Source organism: Pedobacter arcticus A12 (assembly GCF_000302595.1).
Classification (GTDB): Bacteria; Bacteroidota; Bacteroidia; order Sphingobacteriales; family Sphingobacteriaceae; genus Pseudopedobacter; species Pseudopedobacter arcticus.
The window spans coordinates 988,436-1,009,422 of sequence record NZ_JH947126.1 but is presented as its reverse complement, the minus strand read 5'-3'; the positions used below and the strand labels follow the sequence as shown (position 1 = coordinate 1,009,422).

Sequence of the window (20,987 nt, the reverse complement as noted above, 5' to 3'; positions counted from 1 at the left end):
CTTTTTAATTAGAGAAATGGCTCTATCATCAGTTTCTAATTAAATGTTGCTTGTAAACAAGTTGCTCCTAAAGGCGTGTATTAAAATATTACAAACAAACTTGAACTTTCGTAGTCGATTCATCGTTATTAAGGAATTAATGTTTTATTTTAGATAACCAATTATTCACTCGTAAACATAACAACAGATGAAAAAGACACTCCTATTAATGGCGCTTTTTTTCGCCACAACCACAATTTATGCGCAATCTGCCGATGCCATTTTAGGCAAGTGGTTGAACAGCAGTGGCGAAGCTAATATTAACATTTACAAAACGGGCAACAAATACAATGGAAAGTTAGTGTGGCTTAAAACCCCTAATAACGAACAAGGTAAAGCAAAAACAGATGTCCACAACCCCGATGCTAACCTACGTGGAAGAGCATTGTTAGGTTTAGAGATGCTTAAAGGATTTAATTTTGACGATGGAGAGTGGGTAGACGGAAGTATTTACGATCCAAAGACAGGCAAAACTTATAGTTGCAAAATGACGCTCAAAGGTAACGACAAGCTGAGTGTGAGAGGGTATATCGGCATCTCATTAATAGGTAGAACCGATGTTTGGACGAGAGTGAAATAAAGAAATTCGAGATTTTAAATATAAATAAGCCTCAGCATTGTTTGAGGCTTATTTGTTTTTGGTTGCTTTTATAAATAAACCTTATGCTTGTTTTTAAGTCATACAGTGCTGACTTTACACACCATGTTTAAACCTTACCTAAAGGTAATTGTATTTTTTGTTTTTGTTTTGACGACTTCGCTTGTTTACGGGCAAGGTACTTCCAATAAGGGAAAAGATTTTTGGGTAGCGTATCAAAGTGTTTCCGATGACTTAAATTCAAGATTAACGTTGTTTCTAACCAGTAATAGTGATGCGGTGGTAAATATTTCTGCTGGTGGGCAAATCCTTGCACCTGTAAATATACTCGCAGGTCAAGCTATTCCAGTAGTTATTAATCCGAATACTTATACCAATAGTTATATTTCGGTGTCTGATGCGATTCAAGTTAATTCTGGAATACATATCACTTCGGATGTTGATATAATTGTTTATTGCCATATATCAATTCAATCAAGATCTGCTTCTTCATTGATTTTACCTGTAAAGGCCCTGGGAAATGAATATTATAGTATTTCTTATACCCAAAGTGCATCTACCAATACTAGGGAGGCAGTATCGGAGTTTTCGTTAATAGGGGTAGTGGACGGAACAGTGATAGATATTTTGCCAACTAAAAGCAGTCTAGGGAATACTCGTATAGCAAATATTCCTTTTCGAATTACCTTAAATAAAGGTGACGTTTATCAATATAAATCAACTCAAGATTTGACAGGGTCAAAAATCAAGACTGTTGGAGATTGTAAGCCCTTGGCGGTTTTTTCTGGGAGTACCTTTAATGCTTATTGTGAGCCAGGAAACAATAGGAATGCTGGTAGTGGAGATCCTTTATACCAACAATTATTTCCAACCTCTGCATGGGGGCGAAACTTCATAACGGCGCCATTTTATAATGCCCAAAATGGTTCTTCCGATATTATAAGAATTCAAGTAGCAAAGGATAATACTGTTATTTCTGTTAATGGCTCAACTACCAGCGTATTGGGTGTTCCATTAAACAATCCTTATACTGCTGGTTCAGTAATAACTTTTGGAGCCAAAATCCCTACAATTATTAACGCAGATGCTCCGATTTCAGTTGCGCAATTACAGGTAACACAGGCTTGTAATATAAACGGTACGCAATTTCCTGGCGATCCTGAACTGACCATTCTTAATCCAATTGAACAGACTTTAAAAGACATTACAGTGTTTTCTGCAGTTAAGAATCTAACTAATCCCCCAACTGCAATAACTTCACATTATCTCAACATCATCTTAAAAACTGCTGATATTCCTACATTAACTGTTGATGGGCTTGCTCCTACTGCAAACTACCAACAAATAGATAATACTTACAGTTTTATCACAATTGATGTAACAGCTTCATCAAATGTTAACCCGGCACATCGTATCCGATGCGATAATGGTTTTGTTGCAATTGCTTACGGTTATGGAAGTGTAGAGTCTTACGCTTATTTGGCCGGATCAGATTTAAAAAACTTGAATGCGGGTATCGAATTTTTTCCTGTTGGAGGAACAATGGAAGCAAGTTCTCTCTGTTTGGGAGAGGATTATAATGTTAAATTGAAACTTCCCTACAAAACGGATCAAATAGTTTGGGATTTTAATAACGGAGCTAAAAAGGAAACTTTATTAAATCCAAACTATACCGAAGAAACGGTTGACGGCAAAACTTCCTACTATTATGATTACAAAATATTGAGTGGTGATTTACAACATACTGGTAACTATGCTTTCAAAGCTACCGTATTAAACCCAGATCCTTCCGGCTGCGATGCAAATGAGGATGTTGTAGGCGACTTTGAAGTGTTTAATTTACCTACCGCAAAGTTTAGTGCGGATAAGCAACAAATCTGTGGTTCCGATTTGGTTACTTTTACAGATAAAAGCGAGGGCAAGGGTAAGCGTATCGTAAAATGGTTTTGGGATTTTGGCGACGGAAGTGCGATTGAACAAAGAACTGATGCTTTGCCTTTTACACATCAATACGTAAGTCCGGGAGATTATAATGTTAAACTATATGTAATAGGAGAAACAGACTGTGTTTCCAACGTAAATGATAATCTAATTATACATGTTGCTAAATCACCCGAAGCTAAATTTTCTCAAGACCCTGTAAACTGTGTAAGCCAAGCTATTAATTTTACTGATTTGTCTGTTCCAGATGAAGGGACAATCACATCTTGGGCTTGGGATTTTGGAGATGTTACTTCTATTTCGAATATCTCCACAGATAATAACTCTTCACATACATTTGACAAAACAGGGATTTATAACGTAAAATTAACAGTTACTACGGATTTAGGATGCAGTAATACCGTAACACAAGTAGTGACCATACATCCTTTACCAATAGTAGATTTTGAAACACCAGATATCTGTTTAAATGATGCTTCAGCCTTGTTTACCAATAAATCTACCATCGCTGATGGTTCTACATTAACCTATGTTTGGGATTTTGGAGATAGCAATGCTTCCGCAACAAATAATACGTCTACACTTCAAAATCCATCACATAGCTATACCGAAGCAAAAGTTTATCAGGTAAAATTAACCGCAACAAGTGCGAACGGTTGTGTAACAACCCTTACTAAGTCTTTCACGGTAAATGGAAGTGTACCAAAGGCCTCATTCACTGTTCAAAATAAAGCGCAATTATGCAGTGATCAAGAAGTAGTATTTGAAGACCATGCAACTGTTGATTTTGGTGAAATAACAAAAATTGAATGGTATTTCGATATCGATAACCACCCTAATGATCCGCTGTACAAGTTTATCGATAACAATCCAGCATCGAGGTTAGAACGACAGAATGGACCAAGACTTTATAAATACTTATATGGTTTAGGCAATAAAAGTGTTAAAGTATTGATGAAAGTGTTTTCTGGGGTTAGTTGTGTGAGCGAAATCACGCAGGTTATCAACCTTAAAGCAGTTCCTGATGTACTTTTTAGCACACTGCCAAATGTGTGCGCAGAGGTTGCTCCATTTGCGTTTACACAAGCTTCCGAAACTACGGGCATTAGTGGTGTTGGAAAATATTCTGGTGCTGGGATAAATGTGGATGGAGTTTTTTCACCAGCTAAAGCAGGAGTTGGAACACATTCGATTACCTACACATTTGTTGCTGATAACGGATGTTCGGGCACCGCAACTCAAAATGTTACGGTTCTTGCTACTCCCCACGTTGATGCAGGTAGTGATAAAACGGTTTTAACCGGTGGAGAGGTGGTTTTAGATGCAACTGCCAGTGGTGAAAATTTAACATATAAATGGATCCCGTCCACTGATTTAAGTCAAGATAATATTCTTAACCCCGTAGCGTCCCCTAAAAAAAGTACTGTTTATACATTGTTAACTACCAGCGATGAAGGATGTACTTTAGCCGATGATGTAGCTGTAATGGTTTTGCAGTTTCCAGAAATCCCAAACACTTTTACGCCAAATGGTGATGGTGTTAATGATACGTGGGCAATCAAATATTTGGATAGCTATCCAAGCTGTACCATTAAAATTTTTAATCGTTATGGTAAGGTAGTTTTCGAAAGTCAAAAATATATCCCTTGGGATGGTAAATTAAATGGCGATTATTTGCCCGAAGGAATGTATTATTATATAATTACCGCCAAAGATGGCGAGCTAAAATATACAGGATCTTTGTTGTTAGTAAAGTAATTTAAGGAAAAGAGTGATTTATATAAGCATAAACTATTGGTGCGTGAAATGAGAAGGTTTTTATATTTCATTTGTTTTTTTCTAGGCTGGGTTATAAGTGGCAACGCACAACAAAAACCACAATACACGCAGTATATTTTAAACAACTATATTATAAATCCGGCTTTATCAGGGATTGAGAGTTATATTGATGTTAAGGCAGCGACCAGGCAACAATGGGCTGGCTTAGAGAATGCCCCAAGAACTAGCTATTTCACCATACAGATGCCGATTGGTAATCCAGATGATTTTTCCAGTGCTACATCCTTTGGTATGGTCGGCGAAAACCCGTTGGGAAGAAGCTATAAGCCTGAATATATGGCTTCTGAACCTCATCATGGTGTAGGTTTTATGGTGGTTTCTGATAAAACAGGTCCATTAAGTAATACTACCGCTAATTTCACTTATGCTTATCATTTAGGCTTAGCATCAAAACTTAATTTAGCCATAGGAGTTGGGGTAGGTGCAAGCCGGATAAGTTTAAATACAACTGATATTAAGTTAGAGAATCCAAATGATCCTGCTATTGCTGATAAAGGGACCGTGAGTACGATAAAGCCCGATATTAGCTTTGGAGTTTGGCTGTATGCTGTTGATTATTTCGCAGGCGCATCTGTACAACAATTACTTCCGCAAGAGATCAATTTCTCGGATAGCTCAAATCCAAATGCAGGAAAAACGAAATCCCATGGTTTTGTTACAGCTGGTTTTCGGTTATGGTTGAGCGAAAATATTACTGTCATACCTTCGGTAATGCTTAAGTACGTAAATCCTGCTCCATTAAGTATCGACTTGAACGCAAAATTCGCTTTTAAGAATAAAATTTGGGTAGGAGGATCATACCGAGCAGGAGACGCAAGCTCAGCCATGTTAGGTTTCAATTTGGGCTCATTTTTAAATGTGAGCTATGCTTATGATTTTACAACCTCAGATTTGAATATAGTTTCAAGAGGGTCTCATGAAATTGTTTTGGGATTCACACTCAATAATCATTATCAGGTAACATCCCCACGAAATTTCTAAGCCATAAAAAAACAGGCTTCTTCATAAAGAAAACCTGCTATTTATTATTTAAAGCAATGACTTATGAATCTATGCTTGTTTAGTAAATTGAACGCTAGCGCTTAATTTAATATCATCACCCACTACAATTGCTCCAGCTTCTGTAACTGCACTCCAAGTTAAACCAAACTCCTTACGGCTAATTTTGCCTGTAAGTTCGAACCCAGCTTTTTGGTTAGCATAAAAATCGGTAGCTGTACCGCCAAATTCAACAGCAAACTTTATAGGCTTGGTAATGTCTTTAACCGTAATGTCTCCAGCTAAAATATAATCATCTCCAGTTTTCACAAAAGAGGTGGATTTAAACTTTATAGCAGGAAATTTTTCTGCATCAAAAAAATCTGCAGATTTCAAATGGTTATCTCTATCGGTTTGGTTGGTGTCTATGCTGTCCACAGCGATTGAAAAATCTATCTCTGCATTAGAGAAATCGTCTTGCGTAGTGTTTAAGCTTGCTTCGAAAGATTTAAAAGTACCGGTAACTGTTGATATTACTAAGTGTTTTACTTTGAACTGAATTTCTGAGTGGGTTGGGTCTAAAATCCATTTTTCTTGATTTGCCATGTCTTTTGGTTGTTTAATTTAACGTTCGTCAAATATATAAACAATTAGATGTTTAAACATCTAATTATAATTATTCTGTTAAAGAGATTACATTTCTGTGATTTTTCAATACGTCAATACCTTTTCGTGTGTTTTCAGCCTGTTTTTAAATGAAGGTTTAGATTTTGAAGAAAATGGGTTTCGATGTGGAGTAACAAAGAGTACCTGACTTAATTAATTCAAAAGTCAAAATTTGGAAACATTCATGATATACAGCGTAGCGAAAGCTACCAAACTTGTAATTTGCAAATTCTTAAAAAGAGAACTCGTTTACTGATAAATTGATGCAAAATCACAATCAAAAGCATAAAGAGATTAAAAAATCCCATCAGGGAATCGCAACTTTTTTGGCCTTCGCCCTCATTCCATTATCGGGTTTTGCTACCGATATTTACCTGCCTTCTTTACCGAACATGGCTAAGGATTTAAAGATCAGTGAGCTTCAAGTGCAGCTTACTTTAAGTTTTTTCCTAATTAGCTATGGGGTTTCACAACTTTTTATAGGTAGCGTTTTAGATAGTTTCGGGCGGTTTAAAATTAGTTTCTATTCTTTATTGGTACTGGCCTTATCGTGTATTTTAGTGGCAAATACGCATAATATCTATTTAATATATTTAATGCGAGTGGTACATGGAGTTGCGGTAAGCGCTATTGTGGTTGCCAAAAGGGCCTACTTTGTCGATCTGTTCGAGGGGAAAAAACTACAACATTATTTAAGTCTTTTTACCATCATTTGGTCTACGGGACCAATTGTTGCACCATTCGTTGGTGGCTATTTAGAGAAATCTTTTGGATGGGAATCTAACTTTTACTTTTTGGCCATTTTTGCGCTTGTATTTGCGCTTTTAGAATATATTTTCAGTGGCGAAACACTAAAGCATTTTCAGGAATTCCGCATCAAGAAAATCGCGAATATTTATAAAGAAATGATTTCTACAGCGAGCTTTACTTTTGGGATTGTAATGCTGGGTTTGGCGTATAGCATGGTTATGGTTTTTAACATGACTGGACCTTTTGTTATCCAGCACCACCTAAACTTATCTGTTGTTTACGCAGGCTACAGCTCTTTGATTTTGGGTTTGGCCTGGATGTTAGGTGGTTTTATTGGGAAATCAACCATTGATAAACCTTTTTTTAAACGTATTTCCTCCAATATATTGGTTCAACTGGTTTTTGTTTTCATCATGATTTTGAGCCTCAATTTTATCAATAATATCTACAGCTTGGTCGGTTTTGCATTTCTGATTCATGTTGGTGCTGGCTTTACCTTTAATAATTATTTTACTTATTGTTTGGCGAGGTTTCCAAAGAATGCAGGTATATCTGGCGGGTTAACCGGAGGTCTGGCATATGTACTGGTTTCTTTTTTAAGTTACTTTATCATCGAGATTTTTCCTGCCAAAGATGAAGCAAATCTAACATATAGCTATCTTTTACTGATTTTGGGCTCCTTAATTGTGATGGCGATTATCTATGTGCTCGATAAGAAAAAGAAAGGGGAATTAGACTTGGCAACCGATTAGTTTTGGGATGAACTTCAGCGTTAAGAAGCTGGTTCATCCTTCAAAAGATTGATAGCTAATAAAAAGTTGGAACGATTTAAAAAACTCGTTCCAACTTTTTAGTTTAAAGACCTAGTTCGCTGATGTTAATTCCTAAGGCATCGGCAACTCCTTTTCCATAATCCGGGTCTGCTTTAAAACAGTTGGAAATGTGGCGTTCTTGAATAAACTTTTCTGCACCACCAACTTCTGCAGCGGTGTTACTAAACAGTACTTGCTTTTGTGTCGCATTCATTAATCTGAAAAGATTACCGGGCTGTGTGTAGTAATCCTCATCTTCCCGATGGTCATAATGGAAAGCTGCACCTTCTAATTCTAAGGCAGGCTCTACGAATTGTTTTTGCTCTTGCCATTGTCCGTAACTGTTTGGTTCGTAATGGATGGTTGAGCCTTCGTTACCATCTACACGCATTGCTCCATCGCGATGTGGATTATGGAATGGACATTTTGGTTTATTTACCGGGATTTGGTAATGGTTTACACCTAATCTGTAACGTTGTGCATCGCCATAAGAAAACAAACGAGCCTGCAACATTCTATCCGGAGAAAAGCCTATTCCAGGAACAACATTTGCCGGATTAAAAGCTGCTTGTTCTACATCTGCGAAATAATTCTCTGGATTTCTGTTCAATTCCACCACGCCAACATCTATTAAAGGATAATCGCCATGTGGCCAAACTTTGGTTAAGTCGAAGGCATCAAAACGGTAGTTTTTAGCCTCTGCTTCTGGCATGATCTGAACTTTTAATCTCCATTTTGGGAAATTACCGGTTTTAATCGCTGTAAATAAATCTCTTTGATGGCTTTCTCTATCATTTCCAATGATAGCGGAAGCTTCAGCATTTGAAAGATTTTCAATCCCTTGTTCGGATTTGAAATGGAATTTTACCCAATAGCGCTCATTTGCCGCGTTGATGAAACTGAACGTATGGCTTCCAAAACCATGCATGTGTCTGTAAGTTTTTGGGATACCACGTTCACTCATTACAATGGTAACTTGGTGCAATGCCTCTGGCAATAATGTCCAGAAATCCCAATTGTGGTTTGCGCTGCGAAGATTGGTTTGCGGATCGCGTTTTACAGCTTTGTTAAGATCGGGGAATTTATAGGGGTCTTTTAAAAAGAATACTGGCGTGTTGTTTCCTGCCAAATCCCAGTTACCTTCTTCAGTATAAAATTTAACAGAGAACCCGCGGATATCTCTTTCTGCATCTGCAGCGCCACGTTCGCCCGCAACAGTAGAGAACCTTACAAATAGGTCGGTTTTTTTACCTATTTCAGAAAATATTTTTGCTTTGGTATATTTAGTAATGTCGTGTGTAACCGTAAAAGATCCAAAAGCGCCAGAACCTTTAGCATGCATTCTTCGTTCGGGAATTACTTCTCTATCAAAATGAGCTAGTTTTTCGAGGAACCAGAAGTCTTCTAGCAACATAGGTCCTCTTCTTCCAGCGGTTTTTACATTCTGATTTTCTGCGATCGGTCTGCCCGAAACCGAGGTGAGATTTTTCTTTTCTTCTTGCATAATGAATTTTTTACGGGTTGAATGCCTAAAGCATTTGTATAAATATACACTCAAGGGATGTCAATTCCTACTAGAAAAAGTACGATGCATAACTTAATTCTTAAAAAAGTTATACTTGGTATTCTTTACTTTACAATCGCGTGTACCACGATTTTTTGATTTTTATGAAAAAATAAAACCCACAAAAAAAGCAAGAATCTCTCAACTCTTGCTTTCCATAACACAAGGTCTTTTATCTTGTGTTTCACAATCTTGTGTCTTCCTTACTGTATCAGAAACTTAAAGTTCTGTACGTTTTTCAACGAGATTCCTGTTCCCCTAACAACCGCTCTTAAAGGGTCATCAGCAATGTGAACAGGAAGTTTGGTTTTAGAGCTCACTCGCTTATCTAAACCACGCAACAATGCACCACCACCGGTTAAGTAAATGCCAGTTTGGTAAATATCGGCAGAAAGTTCTGGAGGGGTAATCTCTAAAGCTTTCAAAATAGCTTCTTCAATTTTTGAGATAGATTTATCTAAACAATGTGCAATTTCTGTATAAGAAACGGTAATCTGCTTTGGTACGCCGGTCATCAAATCACGACCTTGAACTGCGAAATCAGCGGGAGCATCCGCCAATTCTGGCAAGGCTGAACCTACTTCAATTTTAATTCTTTCTGCAGTACGTTCCCCAATCATAATGTTATGTTGTCTGCGGATGTAATTCACAATATCAGAATCGAAATTATCTCCGGCAACACGGATAGATTGGTCGCAAACAATACCAGACAAAGCGATAACCGCAATCTCTGTTGTTCCACCACCTATATCAATAATCATGTTTCCCATTGGTTCTTCCACATCAATCCCGATACCTACTGCGGCAGCCATTGGCTCGTGAATTAAGTAAACCTCTTTTGCTCCTGCAATCTCTGCAGAGTCACGAACGGCTCTTTTTTCAACCTCGGTAATACCAGATGGGATACAGATTACCATACGTAAAGATGGGAAAAACCAGCCTTTACCGTTATTAATCATCTTTATCATCCCACGGATCATGTGTTCAGCAGCGTTGAAATCGGCAATTACACCATCTTTTAACGGACGAACAGTTTTGATGTTTTCGTGAGTTTTGCCTTCCATTTGCATGGCTTGGCGTCCTATTGCAATTACTTTGTTAGTCGTACGGTCAAAGGCAACGATAGACGGTTCATCTACCACTACTTTGTCGTTATGGATAATCAAGGTGTTGGCTGTACCTAAATCTATCGCTATTTCTTGTGTAAACCAGTTGAATAAACCCATGGGTGTTTTATTGCGGTTTTAGTATAAATGTGTGTGTAAAATATTGAGCACCAATTTTTTTAGCGCTCGCTAAGTTAGTAATATTAATGTTTAAAATGACGAACTCCGGTAGTTACCATTGCAATTCCTTTTTGGTTTGCCATATCAATAGAATCCTGATCTTTAATTGATCCACCTGGTTGTAAAACGGCAGTAATTCCTGCTTCAGAAGCTAATTCAACGCAGTCTGGAAAAGGAAAAAATGCATCCGAAGCCATCACAGCGCCTTTTAAATCAAAACCAAAACCTGCTGCTTTAACCACGGCTTGTCTTAAAGAATCAACTCTCGACGTTTGTCCAACGCCGCTTGCTATCAAAGTATTGTTCTTAGCGAAAACTATTGTGTTAGATTTGGTGTGTTTTACTACTTTGTTTGCAAAGTGTAAATCTTTTAATTCTTGTGCTGTTGGTTGTTTATCGGTAACAGATTTCATTAATTCTGGACCTTCAACTGTGTTGTCCTTATCCTGCTCAATTACGCCATTCAACAAAGTTTTGAAGAGTTTACCCGGCAATGCAACTTCTTTTCTTCTTAAAATTATTCTGTTCTTTTTAGAAGTAATTACTTTTTCCGCTTCCGCTGAGTAAGAAGGCGCAATTAAAACTTCGAAAAACAATTTGTTTATTTCTGTAGCTGTAGCTTCATCAATTTCGCCGTTGCAAATCAGCACACCACCAAAAGCAGAAACCGGATCACAAGCCAAAGCAACATTCCAAGCATCCAGTATCTGTGGACGACTAGCAATTCCGCAAGCATTGGTATGCTTTAGAATGGCGAAAGTAGGTTCTGTAAATTCATCAATTAAAGCAACTGCGGCATCAACATCTACCAAATTGTTGTAGGATAATTCTTTACCGTTCAATTTCTCGAACATGGCTTCTAAATCGCCATAGAAATAACCTTTTTGGTGTGGATTTTCGCCGTAGCGTAAAACTGATGATTTTTGTTCGCTTTGTTTGAACAAAGTAAGTGCATCATCACCTTGGTTAAACCAGTTGAAAATTGCAGTATCGTAATGAGAAGAAATATTGAACGCGTTACGGGCAAATACTTTACGTTGCGCTAAAGTAGTTTCTCCTTTTTGAGTTTCTAATAAGGTGTTTAATTCGGCATAATCATCTTTTGAAGCGATGATGATCACATCTTTATGGTTTTTAGCTGCTGCTCTGATTAAAGAAATGCCGCCAATGTCAATTTTTTCAATAATATCCTGTTCTGCTGCGCCTGATTTTACAGTTTCTTCAAACGGGTATAAGTCAACAATTACCAGATCAATTTCTGGAATCTCGTATTCAGCAATCTGACTCTGGTCGCCTTCATGACCTCTACGGGTTAAAATGCCACCAAAAACTTTGGGGTGTAAGGTTTTAACGCGACCGCCTAAAATAGAAGGGTAGGAGGTTAAATCTTCTACAGGAATTACTGGAACGCCTAAATCGGTGATAAACTTTTCGGTGCCTCCGGTAGAGTAAATATTAACGCCTAAAGCCTTTAATTGGTGAATAATAGGCTCTAAATTATCTTTGTAATAAACAGAAATTAGGGCATTTTTAATCTTTACGGGATGGCTCATGAAAATGAATTTATTTAAAGGCGCAAAGATAGAAAAATCAAAATTTTATTTGTAGCGAAGTGGTGTTTAAATTTTAGTTTTTTTAAATTGAATAAGAAATTGCGATTTTGATATTAAATATCGGCAAAAAAGGTATTTACAGAGCTTAGATGTTTATGCGTTATTTACAATAAAATCAACAGATTTTTGGCATTGCTAAGGAAAGTTGTATTCCGGTCTGTTACTATTCGGTTTTCATCTTTTTCAACAGGCTCTCTATAACTTTTGGGAAGTGTAAGTGCTCTAACTGTTGCACTTTAAACTTCATCATCTTTAAATCGTCGCCTTTGTCTATCTTAAATTTCGATTGGTGAATGACTTCACCTTCGTCAAACTCGCTATTAACAAAGTGGATGGTAATGCCAGACTCCGGTTCTTTGTCGGCCAAAACGGCTAGGTGAACATGTTCTCCATACATTCCTTTGCCTCCGTATTTTGGAAGTAGAGATGGGTGTATATTGATGATTTTGTTAGGAAAAGCCGTGAGAAGGTCTTTAGGGATTAACCATAAAAAGCCAGCTAAAACCACTAAATCGATATTTAAGTTTTTTAAGAGGTTAACAACTTTGTCTGTTTGATAAAACTCTTTACGATCAAAAATATGAGAAGGGATTTCGAAATTATCTGCCCTTTGTAAAACATAGGCATCTGGGTTGTTTGTTAAAATTAACACCACCTCGGCATCATTACTACGTTTAAAATGCTCCATTATCTTTTGGGCATTAGATCCAGATCCAGATGCGAAAATCGCTATACGTTTCTTCAAAATTAAAATGCTTTTGTTCTTTGCTCAAAGATAAAATTTTGAAGGCTTAAAGGAAATCATTTCGAACAAAATTGGGTAAAATATCGAATTGAATTTTGTTATCTGTTTAATTTATGGTTTAGTGTTTGCTTAAACAGGTTATCTGTTTAATTATAAAATATTTTACCATGGAAAATTTAGAAAATAAAAAAATAGCGATTTTAAGTGATAATGGTTTCGAACAATCAGAATTATTGGAGCCCCAAAAAGCGCTTTTAGACGCTGGCGCAACTGTACACGTTGTTTCTGCCCAAAGCGGAAAAATTAAAGCTTGGAATAAAGATAATTGGGGTGTAGAGGTAAACGTTGATGTAGATTTAGCGAATGCAAATCCTGATGAATATGACGGATTAATGGTTCCCGGAGGCGTGATGAATCCAGACAAAATGCGAGCTGATAAAAATTATGTAAACTTTGCCAAAGCCTTTTTTGAAGCTGGAAAACCGATTGCTGCTATTTGCCACGGTCCACAGTTATTAATTGAGACTGGCGCTTTAAAAGGACGCAAGATGACTTCATATCCCTCTATTAAAACAGATTTGATAAATGCCGGCGTAAGTTGGGAAGATAGCGAAGTGGTGGCTGATAAAGGTTTAGTAACCAGTAGGTCACCCAAAGATATTCCAGTTTTTAACAGGAAAATGATTGAGGAATTTAAAGAGGGAATTCACAAAGGACAAAAGACGTTATAGCTGATCAAACAAGAGAGAGATGCTTATTCTCTCTCTTTTATGGACTTAAGGCAAGCTGAGGTTTTTTATTTCCGTGGTGGCAGGTCATGCATTGTATAACAGCTACGCTTTCATTCCCTTCATGGTGTTTGAAATATTTTTTGTTGATCGTATTGGTCATCCTCATCATATCTCTAGCTACGTGTTTATATTCTTTTTCATCACTTGCAAAGTCGAGCTTTTTAGGGTCTTCTTTGGATTTTGCATGACAAAAATCACATTTCACACCTAAAGCTGTCTTAAAATTATCAGTTAATGCTTTCAAATCATCATTGTTGATATCTTTTGGTAAAATTTTTAGGTTTTTAGCCCTGTGATCGTCTTTTTGTAGGATGGGCGACATAGCGGCTAAACTTATAAAACCAACAATAGCTGTCAAAAAGAATATAGATTTCAATTGGTTTTGCATTTCATCTGATTTTAGGTAAAATACAAAGAAAAAAAAGGAACGAAAAAATTTCGGTGCAGAATTAATTGAGCATTGATGAAGTATGAGGGAACATGAGGTGCTCGTAAAGGTTTAAAAAGAAGTTTTTTTTTATACTAATCAGTTAAATACGCTCCACAGCCCTCTAAAGTTCTTTCTTTCTGATCTAGAACCCGTTTGAAATTGATAGCCACGGTGTAAGGAGATACTTTTCCAGACATTCCATTTGTACACATCTGCTGTTTTATGTAGATTTCTAATTTTAAAGTGTCGTTAACTACCCGGTATATTTTAGTATCGGTAGTGTTATCGAATTTTGGGGTTTTAACCACCAATGAGTCTTCGATTAAGTTTACAATAATTTGATCTGTAGAAATTTCTAATCCCCAAAAAGGTTCTGTTCCGGTTGCGCTAAAGAACATAGTCGTATCCTTTGATTGTTTGGTCGATTTTAGGGAATCATTTGATAAACTGCTGTTTAGAGATGTTTTATTTGTTGAATGTGTGCAGGCGATCTGTATAAGAAATATAGATATGAGTATTAAGTAAATAAGACTTTTCATTTCGAGGTATTTGGATTTGCAAGGCAAGTATGCATAGCAATTTTTATACCCTAAAAAGAAACATATCCAAATAATAGATAAGTGTGTAGAGAGTGAAAAGAGATATTAATTTGGAAATAGCTGTTTTTGGTTTGCTTGTTGCACCTGATTAAACAAATGAGCGAAAACTTCTTTATTGCTTATTTGTTGCAACTGTGGGATTAAAAGCAAGAGTTCTTGCTGGATCATGCGGTCTTCTTTTCCGTAATTCCATATCGGTGCAATAGTATCGGCAAACACTTTATCAAAACTTAGCTCTTCCAGTATAATGGCAACTTTTCCGTCGTTGGTACAGAGTGTTTTTTTTGGAAAATGTTGTAAGCGGTAAAGGTAAAGCTCAAATAAAGCCCGAATTGCAATAATAGCGGTTCCAGGATCATTGATTCCTGGGCTTAATGCTTTCATGGCAATTTCTGTCAACTGCCTAAAACCATAAAAATAATTAAGTTCTATAGACTCCGTATGGTTAATAAAAAATGAATCAGCAATCTCCTGTTGTTGTTCTTGAGTTAGCTCGTTATCGATTTTAGCTAAGGGATAACCTTTTAACACGTTAAAGCCAGGAGTAATTAGAACTTGGATAATTACATGGTACTTTTTACATAGCTTTATTAGACTAGCGGAATCGAAACCTTCATATATACCAGATTGTATCGCATAAATATAATTTTCGCTTATAAGTTCTACCTCAAAGTGTGGTTGTTCTGTTATTAGACTGTCAGTTTTTAAAACCTCGAAAGTGTTTCCAAAAATTCTACGGATAATTACCTCATATTTTACAGATTGGGTAATGTAATGTAGAAAATAGATGAACAGAAAAATATCGAAAATAGTGATTAGAATAAGCAGATAGGTGCTTAAAGATGGAATGTACAGGCCACTATCAATATCTCTGATGGTGCTTAACAGAAAAAAAGAATATACTATGGTGCCAATATAAATCCCTAATACAATCTGTTGAAAGCGGTTACCTATGAGTTTATCTAATACTCGGTTGCTCATTTGTGATGCTGCTTGGTTAAGCACAATCATCACCATAGAAAAACTGAATACAGCTAGCGATATAATTCCGGCAGCTATTGCTGATATAATACTTCTTGCGGTAGAAGCATCTTTGATGCTAAGCCAAGATAACTGTGCTTTTATGTTTTTTCCCTGAATGGAAAAATCAAAAGCGAGCATGAGCACCGCAACAATCAAAAATAAAATACCAATTAATGCCGGGTAAAAAGAAATACTATTGAGTATTTTTTCTGAGCGGTTGATAAACCAGTATTTTATTTTTTGGATCATTTACATCGGTTAAACAGTAGTTTCTTTTTTAGGAAACCACAAGAGTTGCTTTTCTGGAGTATGAAAAGTCCATGCCAAAACCCTACTTACTTTGTTGCCTTGCCCCATGGGTAACGTTTTTACTTCTACAGCTTCAACATCTTTAAGGTAAGCATATGCGTTTTTTAGATAAGCTTGATCTGAAATTAAGGTGGTAAACCACAGGCAAGATTTTGCAAATTCCTGACTTTGGTAAATCATGTCTTTTACAAATCTACCCTCGCCCCCATGACACCAAATTTCTTGGTGCTGACCACCAAAATTTCTTTTGGCTTCAAGAACTTCTTCTTCGTTTAAGTTATTCAGTTTTTTTAACGAAGCCGCTTGCGCTGCGCCAGATGTTGCGTAAAACGGAGGATTACACATACTAACATGTATGCGTTCTGTTTTTTCTAATGCCCCAGGGAAAATATTCTTAGCGTTCGGTTGCAACCTAAACTTAATTTTAGAGTCTAAACCTGGGTTTGAGTCTACAATCAATTTTGCAGATGCCAAAGCCATTTCATTAATGTCTGAGCCAATAAAACTCCAGCCATATTCGTGTGTTCCAATTAATGGGTAAACGCAGTTTGCACCTACACCAACATCTAAACATTTAATCTGTTTACCTGTTGGGATATTGCCTTCGTTACTTTTTGCAAGTAAATCTGCGATGTTGTGTATATAATCTGCCCTGCCAGGGATTGGTGGACATAAATAACCTTCTGGTATATCCCAGTTTTTTACCTCATAAAAATGAAGTAATAACGCTTTATTTAAAGCTTTTACAGCTTCTGGATCTGCAAAGTTTATAGTTTCGACTTCAAAATCATTGGTTTTTACAAAAGGAGCTAAATCTGGGCATGTAGCAATGAGCTCTTGCAAATTATATCTTCCGTGGTGTTTATTACGTGGGTGTAGTTTTGCTTTGGTTTTTGCCTTAGCATTTCTTTTTTGTTTTTTTTGAGCCATGAAGGTGTTTTGTATTACGGGCGCAATTTAACTATTTTATTTAGGCTTAATTTTAATTTTTAATATGAGGTTGGATTTTGGGGATGTTTGGTTTTGATTTTTTTGTGTTATTTTGTGGTGATGTCTGAATATCGATTAGATAGAACGAAGTTTAAAGCACAAACAGCCGAAGAGGCGTCTGATCATGCCAGTTATTATCAGAACCTGACTTGGCAGGAGCGATTGAAAGTTGCTCACTAATAAATAGTATTGCTTTTAATTTCCCGATTGACAGTCCGCCGAGAATGGATAAAACTAAGTTTAAAACTAGATCGAGGGAATAGAATGGGAAATGTTTTTAATGAAGAATATGAGGACCTTTTTTAGCCAGTTATTTGAATATAATCATCAATGCAACCAAAAGTTCGCTGAGCTTCTATCTGCTAATGAGGATAAACTAACAGACAAGTCTAAGAATTTATCCAGCCATTTAATAAGCGCTCACCAAATCTGGAATTCTCGGATTTTAGCGGATGAACGGCCTTTTGAGGTTTGGCAGATTCATCCTGTTTCTGCGTATAAAGATATTGACCAAATTAATTTTGAGCACAGTTTAAAGGTTGTGAGAGATTATGATTTCGATCTAATTATCAATTACAAAACCAGTTCTGGACTGGCGTTTGAAAATACTATCCGTGATATTTTATTCCACATTATTAATCACTCAACTTACCACAGAGCGCAAATAGCTATGCAGTTGAAAACTGTTGAAATTGAGCCTTTAAGTACTGATTGGATTATGTATAAGCGATGAAAACCCATTAGGCAAGAAGTTTTTCAAAGCTGATGAGGCAATCTCTCTTTATAGCAAAAGCCTAAGTTAAATAAACGGGATAACAACGGTTACCGGCCTTGCGCTTAATGCCGTGTGGTGGTAATAGGTGAAAGGGTAGGCGTATGAGTGGATAGCCCGACTGCCTTTGTTTATTGGCAGAGGTTTGGCTTTTCATAAAAACAAAAAAGGCTTCTGAGGTAAACCCAAAAGCCTTTTGTTTATAGTTCGATAAAATTATTTCTTATCTTTTTTTTCTCCAACAATATCAACAACTATTGGTGTAGCTACACAAATAGAAGAGTAAGTTCCAAAGATTACCCCGATTAATAATGCGAAAGAGAAACCTCTGATTACTTCGCCACCGAAAACAAATAATACCGCTAAAACGAATACTACGGTTAAAGCTGTAATTACGGTACGGCTCAAAGTACTGTTGATCGCGTCATTAATTACCACAGACATGTTGTCTGTTTTAGCATGGTGATTAGATAAATACTCTCTAACCCTATCAAATACTACCACGGTATCGTTAATGGAATAACCGATTACCGTTAATATGGCGGCAATAAATGCTTGATCAATATCTAAGGAGAATGGTAAAATTCCGTTAAATAAAGAGAAGAAAGATAGTACCAATAAAACGTCATGCGTTAATGCCACCAAAGCACCAACACTGTAAGACACTTTTCTGAAACGGATGAAGATATATAAGCCGATTGCTAAAATAGAGAAGCCTACCGCGTAGATTGCAGAGATTTTGATATCGTTTGCAATGGTTGGCCCCACTTTTTGCGAGCTTTCTATGGTAGATGGATTGTCGGTTACTTTTGTTAAACCTTCTTTTAATTTTGTTTCTACTAATTGATCAGCATTGTCTGCTTGGTTATCAATCATGTAAGGTGTAGTAATTCTTACTTGGTCTGCGCTACCGAAAGTTTTTACTTCAGAAGCTACGCCAAATACATCATTAACCGCTTCCCTAACCTTATCTGTAGTTACTGCTTTTTCAAACTTCACTACATAGGTTCTACCACCTTTAAAATCCACACCGTAAGAGAAACCTCTAACCAAGATTGATAGAATACCTAAAGTGATGAAAATACCAGAGATAGCATAGAAAATCTTACGTTTTCCTACAAAGTTATAATTGGCGTTTTTGAAAGTATGATCACTCCAAGGGTTTGAGAACTTAATAGGCATCTCTTTTTTCAACATCCATTCAAATATTAATCTAGAGATTAATATCGCTGTGAACAATGAAGTAACAATACCAATAATTAAAGTAGTTGCGAAACCTTGAATTGGACCAGAACCGAAAACGTATAAAATGATACCCGTTAACAAGGTGGTGATCTGCGAATCCAAGATAGATGGCATTGCATGCTTATATCCATCTGAAATTGCCAAACGTAAGGATTTGCCTAGGTTTAATTCTTCACGGATACGTTCGTAAATTAAAACGTTGGCATCAACTGCCATACCCAATGTTAAAACGATACCTGCGATACCTGGCAAGGTAAGTACTGCACCTAATGATGCTAATACGCCCATTAGGAAGAATACGTTTACGATTACCGCAACGTTTGCAACCGTACCAGCTCTATTGTAATAGAAAATCATGAAGATTAATACTACAATTAAACCCACAACTGCAGATGTTAAACCAGAACTGATTGCTTCGGCACCTAAAGATGGACCTACAACCGCTTCTTGAACAATTTTAGCTGGAGCTGGTAATTTACCCGCTTTTAATACGTTGGCTAAATCTTTTGTTTCGTCAACCGTAAAGTTTCCAGAAATTGAAGAGATACCATTAGGGATTTCGCCAGAAACACGCGGAGCAGTATAAACAGCATTATCTAAAACAATAGCTACACATTTATTATCGTCTTCGCTTTGTGGAGAGCCTGCAGCCGCAGCTGTAATTCTTTTCCACTCTCTAGCTCCATCGGTTTTCATTACCATTACAACTTCTGGATTTCCACGTTGGTCAAAATCCTCACGAGCGTTAGAAATTACGTCGCCTGCTAATGCTGGTTCGCCGTTTATTCCGGTAGCTTTAATTGCAAAAAGTTCGAAAACTTTATTTTCTGGGGAAGTAGATTTTACGCCCCAAAGTAATTTTAAGTTGTTGGGAATCAAACTTGCAATGTCTTCTTCTGCAAATAATTTATTGATTCCGGCTGTATCGCTTTCCAAGGCATAACCTACAGTTGGGCCAGGACGTAAGCCTTGTTGTCCGTTTTCACCTTGGTAAGTAGCTGGTGATAAAACTGCAAACAAAGGATTTGATTTTGCCAAAGCATCAACATTTGTTGAGTCTTTAGTTGTGCTGTCTTTTTTAGCGTTTAATAAAGCAGGTTTATCAGTTGCTTTAGCCACAGCTTGCGTAGTGTCTTTTGCTGCAACAGCTTTTTCTGTTTTAGGTTGTTTTGCTGCTAAAATATTGTTGATGTTCTGCAACAAAGGGAAAATTTCTGAGTTGTCGAAAGTTTCGTAGAACTCTAATTTTGCAGAACCTTGTAATAATTTACGTACTCTTTCTTTTTCTGTTACACCTGGTAGTTCAACCAAAATACGGTTAGAACCATCTTGTAACTGAATATTTGGCTGTGTTACACCAAACTTATCAATACGTGTTCTTAAAATATTGAAAGAGCGTTCAACTGCTGATGTAGCTTGTTTGTCTAAAAATGTTTTAACAGTTGCGTTTGATGCGTTTAATTTGATGTCGTCGGCATTTTCTTTGGTTGCAAAAAAGATAGCCAACTTGCCGTTAGGATTTAGTTTTTCGTATTCAGCAACAAAAAGAGGCACTAAACCTTCTTGTGAAGTAGCCAAGCGACTTTCTGCGTTTGCTAAAGCTTGGTTAAACTTCTCGTCAGTTGGGTTGTTTGCTAAACTTTTAATCAATGCAGATAATTCGATCTCCATTGTTACGTTCATACCGCCTTTTAAATCCAGACCCAAAGGAATCTCTTTTTGCTTAACATACTGGTAAGTATGTCCAAAAACAGGATAAACTGGTTGGTTAGAAACCGAATCAAGATATCTTCTTTCTTTTACAGGGTCTCCGTTAGCGTATTCTCTAGCATCGTTTTCTACTTTTTTGGTAACGAAAGTGAAAGAAAGCGAATATAAACATAGAAGTGTTAATACAATTGCTGCAAACTTAATAATTCCTTTTTGTTGCATTTTTTTTAAATGATTGGTGTAATTGCTGTTTTATTCAAGAGGGCAAAGCTAATTAAATTTTTAAT

At 36.8% G+C, this 20,987-nt stretch carries 16 protein-coding genes; 6 read left to right on the top strand and 10 right to left on the bottom strand.

Annotated elements, in window-relative coordinates; translation table 11 throughout:
- The first annotated feature begins 187 nt into the window (after positions 1 to 187).
- From B176_RS0111425 to B176_RS0111415, 3 genes are all read left to right on the top strand, one after another.
- The gene (locus B176_RS0111425; RefSeq protein ID WP_017258948.1) at positions 188 to 619 is read left to right on the top strand and encodes a DUF2147 domain-containing protein; all 432 of its coding nucleotides are present in this window, start codon (positions 188 to 190) and stop codon (positions 617 to 619) included.
- Positions 620 to 742: 123 nt separating this feature from the next.
- Positions 743 to 4,336, top strand: a complete 3,594-nt coding sequence (locus tag B176_RS0111420; RefSeq protein WP_017258947.1) for a T9SS C-terminal target domain-containing protein — start codon at positions 743 to 745, stop codon at positions 4,334 to 4,336.
- A 48-nt stretch (positions 4,337 to 4,384) separates the two neighbouring features.
- Positions 4,385 to 5,398, top strand: coding sequence for a PorP/SprF family type IX secretion system membrane protein (locus B176_RS0111415; RefSeq protein WP_017258946.1), 1,014 nt, complete (start codon positions 4,385 to 4,387; stop codon positions 5,396 to 5,398).
- Between the two features lie 69 nt (positions 5,399 to 5,467).
- Here the strand turns inward: B176_RS0111415 and B176_RS0111410 are convergent, their stop codons facing one another.
- Positions 5,468 to 6,001 (bottom strand): YceI family protein, encoded by a 534-nt coding sequence (locus B176_RS0111410; RefSeq protein WP_017258945.1) that lies wholly within the window; start codon positions 5,999 to 6,001, stop codon positions 5,468 to 5,470.
- Positions 6,002 to 6,324: 323 nt separating this feature from the next.
- Between B176_RS0111410 and B176_RS0111405 the strand changes: the two genes are divergently transcribed.
- Positions 6,325 to 7,563, top strand: a complete 1,239-nt coding sequence (locus tag B176_RS0111405) for an MFS transporter (RefSeq protein WP_017258944.1) — start codon at positions 6,325 to 6,327, stop codon at positions 7,561 to 7,563.
- Between the two features lie 103 nt (positions 7,564 to 7,666).
- On the opposite strand, the gene B176_RS0111400 is transcribed toward B176_RS0111405, so the two are convergent.
- The 4 genes from B176_RS0111400 to purN all read right to left on the bottom strand — a co-directional run bounded on the left by B176_RS0111400 (position 7,667) and on the right by purN (position 12,831).
- A complete protein-coding gene (locus B176_RS0111400; protein ID WP_017258943.1) occupies positions 7,667 to 9,127 on the bottom strand; it encodes a catalase in 1,461 nt (486 codons plus the stop codon).
- 263 nt (positions 9,128 to 9,390) lie between these two features.
- Positions 9,391 to 10,413, bottom strand: a complete 1,023-nt coding sequence (locus B176_RS0111395) for a rod shape-determining protein (RefSeq protein WP_017258942.1) — start codon at positions 10,411 to 10,413, stop codon at positions 9,391 to 9,393.
- Between the two features lie 83 nt (positions 10,414 to 10,496).
- Positions 10,497 to 12,026, bottom strand: coding sequence for a bifunctional phosphoribosylaminoimidazolecarboxamide formyltransferase/IMP cyclohydrolase (gene purH, locus B176_RS0111390; protein ID WP_017258941.1), 1,530 nt, complete (start codon positions 12,024 to 12,026; stop codon positions 10,497 to 10,499).
- A 223-nt stretch (positions 12,027 to 12,249) separates the two neighbouring features.
- Positions 12,250 to 12,831 (bottom strand): phosphoribosylglycinamide formyltransferase, encoded by a 582-nt coding sequence (purN, locus tag B176_RS0111385; RefSeq protein WP_026063289.1) that lies wholly within the window; start codon positions 12,829 to 12,831, stop codon positions 12,250 to 12,252.
- A gap of 167 nt (positions 12,832 to 12,998) precedes the next feature.
- On the opposite strand from purN, the gene B176_RS0111380 reads away from it, so the two are divergent.
- On the top strand, positions 12,999 to 13,562 hold the full coding sequence (locus B176_RS0111380) for a type 1 glutamine amidotransferase domain-containing protein (RefSeq protein ID WP_017258939.1): 564 nt from the start codon (positions 12,999 to 13,001) through the stop codon (positions 13,560 to 13,562).
- 37 nt (positions 13,563 to 13,599) lie between these two features.
- Here B176_RS0111380 and B176_RS0111375 read toward each other — a convergent pair whose 3' ends face one another.
- From B176_RS0111375 to rlmF, 4 genes are all read right to left on the bottom strand, one after another.
- A complete protein-coding gene (locus tag B176_RS0111375; RefSeq protein WP_017258938.1) occupies positions 13,600 to 14,010 on the bottom strand; it encodes a c-type cytochrome in 411 nt (136 codons plus the stop codon).
- Positions 14,011 to 14,144: 134 nt separating this feature from the next.
- Positions 14,145 to 14,450, bottom strand: coding sequence for a COG3650 family protein (locus B176_RS0111370; protein ID WP_017258937.1), 306 nt, complete (start codon positions 14,448 to 14,450; stop codon positions 14,145 to 14,147).
- 246 nt (positions 14,451 to 14,696) lie between these two features.
- Complete coding sequence (locus B176_RS0111365; RefSeq protein WP_017258936.1) at positions 14,697 to 15,923, bottom strand: DUF2254 domain-containing protein; 1,227 nt, start codon at positions 15,921 to 15,923, stop codon at positions 14,697 to 14,699.
- A gap of 9 nt (positions 15,924 to 15,932) precedes the next feature.
- Entirely contained in the window at positions 15,933 to 16,913 is a 981-nt protein-coding gene (gene rlmF / locus B176_RS0111360) for a 23S rRNA (adenine(1618)-N(6))-methyltransferase RlmF (RefSeq protein ID WP_017258935.1), read from the bottom strand.
- Between the two features lie 349 nt (positions 16,914 to 17,262).
- On the opposite strand from rlmF, the gene B176_RS0111350 reads away from it, so the two are divergent.
- Positions 17,263 to 17,706 (top strand): DinB family protein, encoded by a 444-nt coding sequence (locus tag B176_RS0111350; protein WP_026063288.1) that lies wholly within the window; start codon positions 17,263 to 17,265, stop codon positions 17,704 to 17,706.
- A 255-nt stretch (positions 17,707 to 17,961) separates the two neighbouring features.
- On the opposite strand, the gene secDF is transcribed toward B176_RS0111350, so the two are convergent.
- Positions 17,962 to 20,922 (bottom strand): protein translocase subunit SecDF, encoded by a 2,961-nt coding sequence (gene secDF, locus B176_RS0111345; protein WP_017258932.1) that lies wholly within the window; start codon positions 20,920 to 20,922, stop codon positions 17,962 to 17,964.
- Between the last annotated feature and the right edge of the window lie 65 nt (positions 20,923 to 20,987).